This window comes from Gemmatimonadota bacterium (assembly GCA_026705765.1).
GTDB lineage: Bacteria > Latescibacterota > UBA2968 > UBA2968 > UBA2968 > VXRD01.
On the sequence record JAPPAB010000112.1, the window covers coordinates 1 to 13,011 of the forward strand.

13 protein-coding genes are annotated in these 13,011 nt (G+C 51.4%); 8 read left to right on the forward strand and 5 right to left on the reverse strand.

Translation table 11 applies throughout. The features are described from left to right. From OXH16_15605 to OXH16_15615, 3 genes are all read right to left on the reverse strand, one after another. Positions 1-755: hypothetical protein (locus OXH16_15605; protein ID MCY3682826.1), on the reverse strand; the 755-nt coding region annotated here is incomplete at its 3' end. A gap of 35 nt (positions 756-790) precedes the next feature. Next, positions 791-1,942 carry a hypothetical protein gene (locus OXH16_15610; GenBank protein ID MCY3682827.1) on the reverse strand — a complete coding sequence of 384 codons (1,152 nt, stop codon included), beginning with the start codon at positions 1,940-1,942 and terminating at the stop codon, positions 791-793. 22 nt (positions 1,943-1,964) lie between these two features. Further along, the gene (locus tag OXH16_15615; protein MCY3682828.1) at positions 1,965-2,708 is read right to left on the reverse strand and encodes an SDR family oxidoreductase; all 744 of its coding nucleotides are present in this window, start codon (positions 2,706-2,708) and stop codon (positions 1,965-1,967) included. Between the two features lie 231 nt (positions 2,709-2,939). Here OXH16_15615 and OXH16_15620 point away from each other — a divergent pair, with 231 nt between their 5' ends. Further along, positions 2,940-3,719, forward strand: coding sequence for a phytanoyl-CoA dioxygenase family protein (locus OXH16_15620; GenBank protein ID MCY3682829.1), 780 nt, complete (start codon positions 2,940-2,942; stop codon positions 3,717-3,719). Positions 3,720-3,737: 18 nt separating this feature from the next. After that, complete coding sequence (locus OXH16_15625; GenBank protein MCY3682830.1) at positions 3,738-4,730, forward strand: zinc-binding dehydrogenase; 993 nt, start codon at positions 3,738-3,740, stop codon at positions 4,728-4,730. Here the strand turns inward: OXH16_15625 and OXH16_15630 are convergent, their stop codons facing one another. Both OXH16_15630 and OXH16_15635 read right to left on the reverse strand, forming a co-directional pair. Then, entirely contained in the window at positions 4,731-5,429 is a 699-nt protein-coding gene (locus OXH16_15630) for a hypothetical protein (GenBank protein MCY3682831.1), read from the reverse strand. After that, positions 5,426-6,736, reverse strand: coding sequence for a sulfatase-like hydrolase/transferase (locus tag OXH16_15635; GenBank protein MCY3682832.1), 1,311 nt, complete (start codon positions 6,734-6,736; stop codon positions 5,426-5,428). Before OXH16_15635 ends, OXH16_15630 begins: the two co-directional genes overlap by 4 nt. Before the next feature lie 244 nt (positions 6,737-6,980). On the opposite strand from OXH16_15635, the gene OXH16_15640 reads away from it, so the two are divergent. From OXH16_15640 to OXH16_15665, 6 genes are all read left to right on the forward strand, one after another. Continuing rightward, positions 6,981-7,187, forward strand: coding sequence for a DUF2007 domain-containing protein (locus OXH16_15640; protein ID MCY3682833.1), 207 nt, complete (start codon positions 6,981-6,983; stop codon positions 7,185-7,187). Between the two features lie 13 nt (positions 7,188-7,200). Beyond that, complete coding sequence (locus OXH16_15645) at positions 7,201-8,946, forward strand: ABC transporter ATP-binding protein (protein MCY3682834.1); 1,746 nt, start codon at positions 7,201-7,203, stop codon at positions 8,944-8,946. Then, positions 8,933-10,780: an ABC transporter ATP-binding protein gene (locus OXH16_15650; protein MCY3682835.1), complete on the forward strand. Its 1,848-nt coding sequence runs from the start codon at positions 8,933-8,935 to the stop codon at positions 10,778-10,780. The genes OXH16_15645 and OXH16_15650 overlap by 14 nt, the downstream gene beginning before the upstream one ends. A 12-nt stretch (positions 10,781-10,792) precedes the next feature. Then, positions 10,793-11,524: a phytanoyl-CoA dioxygenase family protein gene (locus OXH16_15655; GenBank protein MCY3682836.1), complete on the forward strand. Its 732-nt coding sequence runs from the start codon at positions 10,793-10,795 to the stop codon at positions 11,522-11,524. Between the two features lie 35 nt (positions 11,525-11,559). Continuing rightward, positions 11,560-12,111 (forward strand): hypothetical protein, encoded by a 552-nt coding sequence (locus OXH16_15660; GenBank protein MCY3682837.1) that lies wholly within the window; start codon positions 11,560-11,562, stop codon positions 12,109-12,111. 351 nt (positions 12,112-12,462) lie between these two features. Beyond that, positions 12,463-12,747, forward strand: a complete 285-nt coding sequence (locus OXH16_15665; protein ID MCY3682838.1) for a hypothetical protein — start codon at positions 12,463-12,465, stop codon at positions 12,745-12,747. Positions 12,748-13,011 lie beyond the last annotated feature (264 nt).

The following is a 13,011-nucleotide window of genomic DNA, read 5'->3' on the forward strand; positions in this document are numbered from 1 at the left end:
GGCCATGGTCGTCGTCTCGGCGGCAAGTTCCACATAATCGGGAAGATCGCGAAAGCGAAGCCGATCCAGAAAACAGGCTGGTTCATGAACCCGGCAGTGAAAAATCCACGAGGTTCTTCGTCCGCCATGTTCATCGGCAGCTTCATCAGGGGGAAGGAGAGCCGCTCGTTCTCGACCCACTGCTTCCGGAAGATCGCGACCATACAATAGCAGAAGCAGGCGACCGCGCCTACGAGCGATAGACGCCAGGTCAACGGTATGAGCCAGGCTTTCCACGGGATCGAAGCACCGCGAGGGAGTCCTTCGTAGAACCATTTGGCAGCCGTAATATCCGTTACGACTGCCCAATCGACGAGATATGGATGCAACTCGGTCGCCCAGCCGTTCTCGGATGATGGAAAGTAATAGGGCGCACCGATGTTCGCGATCATGTGCGCCATGAAGTAGCTGGGTAGAGCCGATCCGATCAGGGCCATTGCAAAGATGACGAGAAGCTCGGCTCTTGTGAGCATGGCCCCTGGGCGGATGGCCTGGATGACTTTGTTGAGGATGACAGCGATGATGAAGAAGGGAACCATCACGCCCCAGGGCAGATGGTCCTGCGCCATTTTGGTCGTATGACCGATGTGACGCGTGTAGTGACCGCCCCAGGCCATGAAAATCACACACAGGGTACCCAGCGCAATGGATCGAGCCGTTATGGCGTGCCGAAGGGGACGAATCTCCGGTTCAGCTATGGGTTGTACCTCGGCCAATCAGAGCCTCCAGATCTATTGGTTCCACGAAGGCGTCAATTTATCCGATACTTTTCCAGGGCATCCTCATCCAGTTCACATCCAAGTCCCGGCTTCGTTGGAACAATGGCTTCGCCTTTTTCAAATTGGATGCCATCCACTATCAGGTCATCTTCTCGCGTCCAACTTCCGACAAAATCACTGGGCATAACGCAATTTCGCGGCACACTTGCCGCGTGCAGATAGGCCATTTCCATTACGCCAAGGTCATTTCCAGATCCATGCCAGCAGGGGATGCCCGCGGCATCGGCAATTGCCGCGTTTTGGACAAATTGCCACATGCTGCCCCCCAGATTGAAAATATCTACTGCTTCCGCCTTGATTGCGTTGATGATGTCGTGGGGATTCGCCAGGTGCAGTGCGACCGGGATTGTGGTTGCCGCTCTTAGCTGACAATACCAATCCAGGTTCCATTTCGCCATTGGATCTTCGAGCACGCCGACATTGCCGACTGCTTCGAATTGTTTTGCCAATGCAATGGCTTCTGCCGGGCGATAAAATCTCTGATTCGGATCGATTGTGCATTTGAACGATATATCTGTGGCTTCCAGAATTGCCTGGACACGAGCGACCATTGGTTCATCAGAGGTACACTTCATTTTTACACCGTGAAATCCGCGTTCGTAACCGAGCCGCGCATTGAGGGCTGAGTCTTGGGGCGTTTGATGGCCGATCCAGTAATCCGCTGGCACGCGGTCTCTGTACGCACCGCCGAGCAGTTCGTGGACGGGGCAGCCTCGAATTTTGCCCACGATGTCAAAAATAGCCATTTCAAAGGCCTCGTAACCCGCGCCAGTTCCCCAGCCGGTCAAATTCTCCCAATCGCGCGTTCCTCCCCCATCTTCAGATACAACCGGATCCCTGAAAGGTATGACGGTGTTGCGATGGGTCGCGGCGTCTCTGAATACGTTTTGCAGGCTCAGTTTGAGAGGATCTCTTCCTTTGAGCTGGTTAAATCCCTGCTGAATTGCTTCTTCAGGCGTTCCGCGTGAAGTTTCTCCCAGTCCGTAAATCCCTTCATCGGTATTTAGCCTGATGATGTGTTTGGGAACCTGGTCCCAGCCGGCAGGACCGAATGATGCGCTGTGTACACGGCCGGGTATGGTTGGAACAACGACTATCATGATGTCGATGGATGCGATTTTCATGGCGTTTTTCTCATAGTGATGCCTATATGCTCCGCCCGCCATCTACAATGAGGTTTTCCCCCGTGACAAAGGGGCTGAGGATGAGTCCGAGGATGGCGTCGGCACAGTCTTCACCGGTTGCGACGCGGCCCATTGGCGTGGCTTCCAGGTGGAGTTTGCGGAAGGCGTCCCAGCCGATTCCCCAGCGCGTATCGACAAAGCCCGGGGAGATGGCGTTGACCTGAATATCGGGGGCTTGACTGGTTGCCAGGGAATTCGTCAGGCAGATCAGTGCGGCTTTGGATGCGGAATAGGCAATTGAACTGCCCTTTCCAGAGATACCGGAGATGGAGGCGACGTTGACGATGCACCCACCGCCACTTTCTTTCATTTTTGGAATTGCTGCTCTGGCTGCAAAGAAGGCGCCCTTTACGTTGACGGCCATCGCGCGATCCCAATCGTCCTCTTTCAGATTTTCTAGGTCTTCCAGCGGCACGAACCGCGTCATGCCCGCGCTGTTGACGAGAATGTCGAGGCGGCCGAGTTCATCGACTACGCGCTCTACCATTTGCCGAACGGCTGAGTCGTCAGATACGTCTGCCTTGACAGCGATGGCTTTGCGACCCAGTGCTTCGATATCCGCACAGGTTTTGTTGGCGTCATCTTCAGATCGACTGTAGTTGACGGCGACGTCTGCGCCTTCTGTGGCGAATAGCAGCGACGCCGCGCGACCGATGCCCGTTCCTCCTCCAGTGACAAGTGCTACTTTGCCATCGAGTTTTCCCATGGTGTCTCCTTTTAATATTGTGTGTATAAAATCGCTTAAATTAGGCGAAGATATACCCAAATGTCAATTGGGTTTTTACTGATCCTTAGTTTTGGTAGTATATGCGAAAAGGTGAGTATATTAAAGTGGAAATTGACGTCGTTCGATTCTGATGCGGCGTCTTTTTTTATTTTATTTTTTAAATTTGATACCATATTGGGATTACAAGACAAGACCACAGGAGATTTGGCTATGACCCCCGAAGAAAAATTCATGTTTGACCTCGAAGGTTATCTCGTCGTCAGAAATGTGCTCTCCAAAGAGGAAGTTGATCAATGCAATGAAGTTGCAGACCGCATCGCGCGCGACCAGTTTGAAATCTATCGAGACGATGGGCTAAAACTCGCTCGAAATATCACGCTGTGGGATCCCTGCGTTCAGAGTCTCATGGACCATCCCAAAATTATTCCTTATTTGATCGAACTTTTGGGACCGAGTATCCACTTTGATCAGGATTATTGCATTTTTTTGGATAAAGGCGGTTCCAAAGGTCCGTTGCACGCCGGTACGATGAAATCGAAAACGGAATTATTCCCATTCTTTTACACGTATCACGACGGCATCATGCGCAATGGTTTGACAACACTGGTCTATGCGCTCACGCCCGTGCGAAAGGGCGATGGTGGTTTTTGCTGTATTCCAGGCTCGCACAAGTCCAACTTTCAACTCGACATCCCCGAGGATGTTATGTATTTCAGACGGCCCGCCCATTACGTCGTACAACCCGAATTAGAGCCGGGTGACCTGATCATTTTTACGGAGGCGACAGTACACGGCACTATGCCCTGGACAGCCAATCACGAACGCCGGTCATTTCTCTTTAAATACAATCCCGGGAATACGATTTCATGGGCGAATTATTACAATATAGATGATTACGATCACTTGACTGAGAACCAAAAGCGCATGATGTCGCCGCCGGGGGGCCATGGGCCAACGAAGCCTCCAAGGGCCAATGTCATTGCGCCATGATACACAAGGGAGGTGGCGATGAAAGCAGCTATTTATTGCGGTCCGCATGATATTCAGGTGGCAGATGTGCCAGAGCCTGAGATCAATGCAAATGAGATTCTGGTGAGGGTGAAGGCGTGTGGGATCTGTGGGTCGGATCTGCACGCTTATCGCATCGGGCTGTTTGAAGATTCTTTGGGACGTCCGATAGAGAAGGGCCTCATCATGGGGCACGAGTTTAGCGGTGAGGTTGTAGAAACGGGGCGAGATGTGCAGCGGTTTCGGGTGGGCGATCACATTTCTGGTGGGGGATTGGGCGGGTTTGCCGAATATCTTCCCCTGGAAGTCAATCCCGAGCGTCCCTATAAGTTGCCCAAAACCATCAGCTTTGAAGAGGGCGCGATGATGGAGCCGCTCGCCACGTCGATACACGCAGTGGGCCTGGCAAAACCCCTTGAAGGGGAAACCGTTGTTATTCTGGGGGTTGGGATTATTGGGTTGGGATGTATTCAGGTCATTCGGGCAACGGCGGGCGGGCGCATTATTGCGGTTGATACGTCGCCAAAACGGCTGGCTATGGCGCGCCAGTTGGGTGCAGATGAGATCGTGAATTTGACAGAGGTAGATCCCGTGGAAGCTGTTATTGAACTCACGGGTGGTGAGAGACCTGTGGAAAGATTCGGGGCGCGGGGAGGAAATGCCGATGTGGTGATCGATTCTGCTGGCGCGAAAGCCTCGCCGAATCAGGGGTTGACGATGCTAAAACAACAAAATGGCCGCCTCGTTCCCGTCGCATTATTCGAAGATCAACCCGAACTCGATTTTAACCAGGTGGTGCGCAAGCAGGTGACGCTTCAAGGGTCCTGGTCATGGACTCCCGATGACTACAGGCGGGGGATTGAACTCGTCAGGACCGGGAAAATTGATCGGAAACCACTCGTTTCACACGCCTTTCCACTCGATCAAGCACCCGAAGCATTTGCGACACAGGCAAAGCCAGGTGCTGCGATCAAAACCTTGATAAAACCGTAATTAAATGAGTTCAATATCGCGCAAGATCCAGGACAAGAGCGTAAATGTGACAAAGATGGGGCGCTTTTGTGAATCGAATACATAGTGGATGGGCAGTGTGCCGTATCCCGTGTGACGAAAAGAGAAGAGGGATTGGTCCCTATGTGTGGGACCGTGAAGTAGCTGATTTGTTTTACAGTACGTAAGTTCGTCGATGGTTGTAAATGTTTCGTCCAGGGGAGTGGCGCGATTGGCGAGCGCAAAGGGGAGGATCCATTGACACGATATGGGGGTATTCACTGAGAGACTCTTTTTGCCCGCTGTGCCGTTCATTTCTATGGTCGCGTCCCGAACTGTGCCATGAATGAGCAGGCGTTTATCCGGTGTTTCTGCCTGGTACCAGGTGAGTTTCCAGTCCTGAATTGATTCACCAATGCGCTCATCCCGCGCTGTTGTGACGGTTGCTTTGTAAATTTCCCGTCCACCGCCATTGCGTTTTTCAACGATCTGGTATTCTGCGCCGTTCTCTTTGTTGTAGCGCGAGATTTCCACTGTTCCTATTGGTCTGTCGTCGGTCAAACCGTCGAGGTGTGTTTTTGTCCACTGTAGAATTTCATAGGTCAATTTGCAATCGAAATCCAATTGAGCGGTTTGTTCTGGGGTATTGTAGTTTTGCAATTGCCCGGCTATTGCGTTGAGTTCGGCTGGTATGGTGTTCATGATCCCACCTCCTCTGTCCATCCATTTCCACGTTTGAGATTTTCCATTCTCTCTTCTCTTATTCGATCTCTTTCCCCCGTTTTATCAGGTCCGCTATAGGGTGTGACGGTGTTTGCGTATTCGGCGAGGTGTGTGGCGTGTTTGTGCTTGACGTCATCAAAGCCGGGTTCTGATGCGAGATTGTGTTTTTCCAGGGGATCGTTTGCTAAGTCGTAGAGGGTGTGCTGTCCCGAGTCGTAGAGGATGGATTTGTACTGGTCGTCGCGAATGGCGATTGCACTCGCGTTTTCTCCTATGACGCTTTCCCGCCATGCGATGTCGTCGTTTCCTTCGAGGTGTGGGCGCAGGCTATTTCCATAGGTGGTGTCGGGCAGGGGAGGTGCGCTGGCGTAATCGCAGATTGTAGCGGGGATATCCACGCCCGATATGAAGTGCGTATCGTTTTGCCCATTGGGGATGCTGCCGGGTTGCGAAATAACGAGTGGGACTGCCCAGGCTTCTTCTTCAAAAAAGCCTTTCAATACTCTTCGATGATGCCCAGAGCCTTCGCCGTGGTCGGCGGTAAAGATGATGAGGGTGTTTTCAATGAGGCCGTTGTTCTCCAATGTGTCGTAGATCAATCCGATCTGAGCGTCAACAGTTTCTACCATTCGGTAACACTGATAGATGTAATATCGCCAGTCTGTTTCCGACCAGTGGCCGACCCGGTGTTTCTGGTTTGGCGGCATGAGACTGATTTCGAAGTTGCCGGGTAAATCGGGCAAATCGGACAACTGAGGTTTCATGCCGTATTTTCCCACGGGTCCGCTGACGCCGCAGACATAACAGCAGTCGTGTGGGTTCAGGAGGCCGACGGAGAGGAAGAAGGGTCGGTCGTCATTTGCGTGTTCGGCGATATATTGTGCTGCTGCTCTGGCAGAGCCAGAGTCTTGCAGTTCTCCGTAGGGGTGTCTGCCGTAGATCACGTCAAAGCTGTTGGCCACATCTCGTCCCGTGACATGCCATTTGCCGGAATACACGCAGTTGTAATCGGTGTGTTTGGTCAACCACTGGCCGAGGTCGGGCAGGTTGGGATCGATGGGAAACGGATTGCTGATAACGCCGTGTTCAACAGACATGCGTCCGGTGTACCAACTCGCGCGTGCAGGACAGCAGACGGGGTTGGCGCTGTAGGATCGCCTGAAAGATATGCCTTCTGAGATCAGGCGGTCCATGTTGGGCGTTGACACGTCTCGATTTCCATAGGCGGATATCGCGAGGTGATGCTGCTGATCCGTGTGGATAAATACAATATTGGGTTGGCTCATTTTTTCTCCTATTTTTTTCTACAGAGCGGCGAAGGGCAGTGCCGTCACACCGGGACCGAGTGGGCGGTAATTTGTGGTCGATTGCGTATCGGGTTTCGTTTGGGACGGTTCGCAAAGTGGAAAATGTGCATTTGAAATGCATATTGTCAACTTAAAACGAGACATCTTGTGATTATTTTTTGTCTGACAGATCAATTCTGGTTGTGTATTTTGTGCTGACTACCCATAACATGAGAAATTCGAGATGAGTTATCGAGAACCTCTTGTAACTGTTATCACCGCAACAAATCCCGGTTTGCTCGCGGTGATCAAATCCGTGCTTGACGATGCTGAGATCCCCTGTATCACCCGGGGCGAGGGATTTCAAACCCTGTACGCGGCGGGACATGTTGACGTGCTGGTATTTGAAAGCGATGCCGAAGAAGCCAGGGCACTGTTGAAAAATCTGTAAAGAAGGATTTTATATGCAGAATATTCTGAAGTTGATGGGTTATATGCGTCCCTATTGGAAGCAGGCGACAATCGCTCCGCTGCTGAAATTGATCGAGGTGATGCTGGAGTTGATGCATCCCCGGTTGGTGCAGCGGATTGTAGATGAGGGGATTGCCAGGGGAGATCTGGATCTGGTGATTGAGACCGGATTGTGGATGCTGGGCCTGGCGATTGGGGGCGTTTTGTTTGGAATTGGCAATGCCTGGTTTGGCGTGTGGGTGGCGCAGCGGGTGGAGACCGATGTGCGAAGTGCGCTTTTTGGCAAAATTCAGTCTCTTTCGTTTGGCAATCTGGATAAGCTGTCAACGGGGCATCTGATTACGCGGCTGACCAATGATGTGCGACAGGTGGGAGAGGTGGCGCGTTTGATATTGCGCATTCTGTCGCGTATGCCGATGGCAATGGTGGGCGGTCTGGTGATGGCGATTGTGACCAGTCCTCGCCTGGGGTTGATGTTTATTGGGCTGGCTCCCGTGATTCTCGGGACTCTGATTCTGGTGTTTCGAAAAGCCAATGCGATGTTTGGCGAAGTGCAGAATCGCCTGGATCGGGTGAATCAGGTGACGCAGGAAAATCTGGCAGGTGTGCGCGTGGTGAAGGCTTTTTTGAGGGCGGACCACGAGATCGAACGGTTTGGAACGGCCAATGACAGATTGATGGAACAGACGATTCGGGTGACGCAACTGGTGGCTCTGGTGATGCCGTTTATGATGCTGCTATTGAATCTGGGCGTTGTAGGGGTGATCTGGTTTGGGGGAATTGCCGTAACTCAGGGTGGGATGAAGCTGGGCGAGATTATTGCGTTTATCAATTATCTGTTGCTGTTCTTGCAATCCCTGATGATAGGCAGTATGGTGCTTATCCGGATGTCCCGTGCAGAGGCTTCTGCCGAGCGCATTGTCGATGTGCTGAATAGCGAGCCCGAGTTACAGGATCGGGCAGATGCAAAGCGCGATGTGGTGTTGGAGGGGCAGGTTGCGTTTGAAGATGTGACGTTCAGCTATAATGAGACGGCGGACGATCCGGTATTGCGGAATCTGAGTTTTGTCGCGGAACCGGGGCAGAAGGTGGCGATTCTGGGTTCGACAGGGGCGGGCAAGTCGTCGCTGGTGAATCTTATTCCGCGGTTTTACGATGTGAATGCAGGGCGGGTGATGGTGGATGGGATGGATGTGCGCGATGTGGACCAGGGGACGCTGCGACAGCAAATCGGGATGGCACTCCAGGAGTCGGTCCTTTTTTCGGGTACGATTCGGTACAATATTCGGTACGGGCGGCCCGAAGCGACCGATGAAGAGGTTGAGGCCGCTGCCAGGGCAGCTATGGCGCACGATTTTATTGTCCAGTTTCCGGATAAGTACGAGACGCTATTGGGCCAGCGCGGCGTGAATTTGTCGGGGGGACAGAGGCAGCGGATAGCGATAGCCCGGGCGTTGATCTCCCATCCGAAGGTGTTGATTTTAGACGATAGTACCAGTGCCGTGGATCTGGAGACAGAGGCAAGAATTCACGATGCGCTTGAACAGATGGTCGGGTGTACGAGTTTTCTGGTGGCACAGCGCATCAGTACGGTTTTGCAGGCCGATAAGATTCTGGTGCTGGACGATGGCGTGCTGGTTGCCGAGGGAACGCACCAGGAGTTGATGGCATCCAGTTCAGTATATCAGGAGATTTACGATTCACAGCTCGGAGAAGGAAACGGATATGGCGGAAGTTGATCGACAGCGCGACGGTGAACAGCAGGGTCCAGGCGGAATGATGATGGGGGGGCGTCGCCGGATGATGATGGGTGACGACGAGCGAGCGCGGGATATTCGGGGAACTACCCGCCGTTTGCTGGGGTATATGAGACGCTACAAGGGGACTTTGATGGGGGTGGTGGGGTTGGTGGTGGTCACAACGGGGTTGGAGGTGGCAGGTCCGTATTTGATGGCGCGTGCGATTGATGAGTATATCGCCTATAGCGACTTGCCGGGCCTTTTCCAAATTGCCCTGTTGCTGGCGGGGGTGTATGTGGCTATGGCACTGACATCCTGGCTGCAGACGTTTATTATGGCACGGGTATCTCAAAGTTCTGTGCGGGATTTGCGACAGGATCTTTTTAACCGCTTGCAGATGCTTCCGCTGCGGTTCTTTGACCGGCGTGCCAGTGGTGATATCATGAGCCGTGTGACCAATGATGTGGATAATATCAGCAGTGTGTTGTCGGATAGCGTGACGCAGTTGATTAACAGCGTGTTGACCCTGGTGGGCGTGTCGGCCATGATGTTCTGGATGGATTGGCCTCTGGCGTTGATTAGTTTGCTCACCTTTCCGCTGATGACTTCTTTGACAGGGCAAGTCGCCAAACGCGCGCGTCGGGGGTTTCGCGAGCAGCAGGCGGCACTGGGTGCGCTCAATGGGATGATTGAGGAGACGATTGCTGCAGAGCAGGTGGTGAAAGCTTATGGACGCGAACAGGCGTCGATTGAGGCGTTTGAAAAGTTCAATAACAGATTGAAATATGCCGGTACACGCGCGCAGTTTTTCGGGACGTTGATGCCGCCTCTGACCTTTTTTGTGAACAATATGGGTCTGGTGATTGTGGCTTTTGCGGGTGGCTATATGGCGGTTCAGGGCGATGTGACAATCGGTGTGATTGCCGCTTTTATCAGCTATGTGCGGCAGTTTGGACGACCTTTGGGCCAGGTTGCCAATTTGTACAATTCGATACAGTCTGCACTGGCCGGGGCAGAGCGGGTTTTTGAGACTATTGACGAGTTTCCCGAAGCGCCCGATATGCCAGATGCGGTCGCGTTAGAACAGGTTCGGGGGGATGTGGTTTTCGATCGGGTGTGTTTTGGCTATGAAAAAGATGTGCCAGTGCTCAAAGAAGTGAGTTTGCACGCCAGGCCGGGGGAGAAGATTGCGCTGGTAGGACCGACGGGAGCGGGGAAGACGACCATTGTGAATTTGCTGACCCGGTTTTACGATATCGATAGCGGGGCGATTTATATCGACGGCCATGATATTCGGCAGGTGAAACGGGAAGCGTTGCGCCGGCAACTGGGTATTGTGTTGCAGGATACTTTTTTGCTGTCTGATACTGTGCGGGAAAATATCCTTTATGGAAGGCTCGATGCTTCGGATGAGGAGGTGGTTGATGCGGCTAAATTGGCCAATGCAGATCCCTTTATTCGCCGATTGCCCCAGGGCTATGATACGATGCTTTCGGAACGCGGCGGCAATTTGAGCCAGGGACAGCGACAGATGCTGGCCATTGCAAGAGCCGCGTTGGCCGATCCGTCGATTCTCATTTTAGATGAGGCGACATCCAGTGTGGATACGCGGACGGAAATGCGGATTCAACAAGCGCTTTTAAGGCTGATGGAGGGGCGAACGAGCTTTATTATTGCCCATCGGTTGAGCACGATTCGCAATGTGGATGAGATTCTGGTTATTGACGATGGGCAGATTATTGAACGCGGGTCGCATCGTGCGTTGCTGAAGGCGGAGGGGTTTTATCACAATTTGTATATGAGCCAGTTCAAGGGAGAGGTCACTTTTGTTTAGAGTGGAGGAAAAATGTCCTATCGATTAACACCAGAAGATGTGCGATTTTTTCACGACGAGGGGTATCTCGGGCCATATACGATGCATTCGCCGGAAGAAATGGATCGTATTCGGCCTGTTGTTGAGCGTGAAATTTTTGAAGCCGAAGGCCCGTTTCACGTCAATCGGCAAAAAGCGCGGCATCTCGATAGTCGAACGATCTACGATCTGTGTACACATCCGACAATTATGGATCGGGTAGAAGGCATCCTCGGTCCGGATATTGTGCTCTGGCAATCCAACTTTTTTAACAAACCCCCCGGTGCCAAAGAAATTCCCTGGCATCAGGATATGAATTTCTGGTCCACCGAAATAGAACCGGGTATCAATGTCTCCGCCTGGTTAGCCATTGACGATACCGATGTCAGCAACAGTTGCGTACAACTCATGCCGGGGTCGCACCGAAAGATGATTCCGCACATTAAAGCCACACCCGAACAGGCTTTTCGCCAACAGGGCGACCCCGATCACATCGGTGTTGACCCGGATCGCGTTGTGAAGATGAAAATGAAAGCCGGACAATTCTTTCTCTTTACCGAGCGCATGCTCCACTACTCAGCGGCAAATACGTCTGATCGCCGACGCCTGGGATTGGCGATACGCATTACCATTCCGATTGTGCGCTGTTACAAAAGGTATCACCTTCATCTGGTGCGCGGTGAGGATCGGATGGGGTTTAATGTGTATGGAGATGCGCCTGAATGATCGGGGTTACTGAAGGACAAAAAAGGGAGGTTTACATGTTGAACAGCAGATTGTGGTTGTTTTGTATCCTACTTTTTGGGGTCGTTGTGATTGCGTCTGATAAAGTCGTGTCTGGTGATGAACCATCCGAGCAAGTCACACTTGAACAACTATCCCGCGAGGTAGATGAGTTATCCCGCAAGGTTGAACAGCTATCCCGTAAGGTGGATGAGTTATCCCGCAAGGTTGAACAACCATCCGAGCAAGTCGCGTCTGGTCAATCATCTCAAAAGGTGAAGATTAGAGGCGTTGAAATTCAATTTCTGGCGACGGGAAAGACTTATGCGCCCTGGAATGGACAAGTGAAGCTATTTGAAGGGTTCGCCGGTGTCAGACATGAAGAGATTGGACGGATGTTTGTTAAAGTGAATGCTGGGTTAGACCCGCTTGATGTCGTGGAAGCAATACGAGAGGAAGCAAAAAAGAAGGGTGCTAATGGGGTTATTCTTGATTCAAGTTTGGGGGCAATGCAGCAAAAGTTGAGTCTTGGATCTCTCGCTGGTATGGGTGTAGATATGACGGTGAAAGTAATACGAGTTTTTGAATAAGGGAAAAAAGGTTGCGTCTCACTGCTAAGAAACACATACTCTGCAATAGTTGCTCTGGTGATGTGTGCTACTGCTGACGTGATTAGAACGACAGACTGAGCCCATGCTTGATATCCCACGCCATCCAAATAAAGACATTCGCGAAGCAATCTTATACGCTGTATCAAGAGGATGGCGTATTGAGAAGGCCGGACCACGAGCACATATTTGGGGTCGTGCGCTTTGTCCAGAACAGAGTCGAGCCGGACATATTTTTAATATTTACTCTACCCCCAGGAATCCGACTATCCATGCTCGTAAATTTCAAAGATACGTAGATGACTGTACACATACACTCAGGAGATGAAGACAATGAGAGTCTATGAATTTATGCTTACGCTTGCGACTGAGCCTGATCTGGATACAACTGATCGGCTCTATGGATATTTTGGTGAGGAGGGGGCAGCATCTGAAAGTGTCCAGGACTTTACACTCGTTATACAATCTGGAACACCGATTGTGAATTGTACCGTAGAAGCTACATCGTTTGAGGCAGCACTGGAATCGGTGTTGCCAAAATTGCGTGAGGAAGGTCTTCAGGTCGTGCGCGTGGAGGTTGACGAGGTGGGACTGGCACTTCTTCAAGAGGCGATATAATGGCTTAGATGCTTATCTCTCACCGATGAGATTTGGTTCGCAAATTTCAGATTATATGTATAGAAAATAAGAAATATATTCTATTTATGTTATTATTTTTTTTGAAGATAGTTGACAAAGGCACTCGAAATTCTTATATTAATATAGTTCTGATTATGTGGCTCTCATACACCTTTTCTTTTCTGCAAAAGTCTTTGAACCATTTAGGTGAAAGTAGATTGTAATATGGAATCAAAGGCTATAATTTTCGAGAATTCATAGAAA

Bases quoted from the DNA above. Each gene is read 5' to 3' on its own strand.
- OXH16_15610 (MCY3682827.1), bottom strand. From the start codon at position 1,942: ATGAAAATCGCATCCATCGACATCATGATAGTCGTTGTTCCAACCATA.
- OXH16_15615 (MCY3682828.1), bottom strand. From the start codon at position 2,708: ATGGGAAAACTCGATGGCAAAGTAGCACTTGTCACTGGAGGAGGAACG.
- OXH16_15620 (MCY3682829.1), top strand. From the start codon at position 2,940: ATGACCCCCGAAGAAAAATTCATGTTTGACCTCGAAGGTTATCTCGTC.
- OXH16_15625 (MCY3682830.1), top strand. From the start codon at position 3,738: ATGAAAGCAGCTATTTATTGCGGTCCGCATGATATTCAGGTGGCAGAT.
- OXH16_15630 (MCY3682831.1), bottom strand. From the start codon at position 5,429: ATGAACACCATACCAGCCGAACTCAACGCAATAGCCGGGCAATTGCAA.
- OXH16_15635 (MCY3682832.1), bottom strand. From the start codon at position 6,736: ATGAGCCAACCCAATATTGTATTTATCCACACGGATCAGCAGCATCAC.
- OXH16_15640 (MCY3682833.1), top strand. From the start codon at position 6,981: ATGAGTTATCGAGAACCTCTTGTAACTGTTATCACCGCAACAAATCCC.
- OXH16_15645 (MCY3682834.1), top strand. From the start codon at position 7,201: ATGCAGAATATTCTGAAGTTGATGGGTTATATGCGTCCCTATTGGAAG.
- OXH16_15650 (MCY3682835.1), top strand. From the start codon at position 8,933: ATGGCGGAAGTTGATCGACAGCGCGACGGTGAACAGCAGGGTCCAGGC.
- OXH16_15655 (MCY3682836.1), top strand. From the start codon at position 10,793: ATGTCCTATCGATTAACACCAGAAGATGTGCGATTTTTTCACGACGAG.
- OXH16_15660 (MCY3682837.1), top strand. From the start codon at position 11,560: ATGTTGAACAGCAGATTGTGGTTGTTTTGTATCCTACTTTTTGGGGTC.
- OXH16_15665 (MCY3682838.1), top strand. From the start codon at position 12,463: ATGAGAGTCTATGAATTTATGCTTACGCTTGCGACTGAGCCTGATCTG.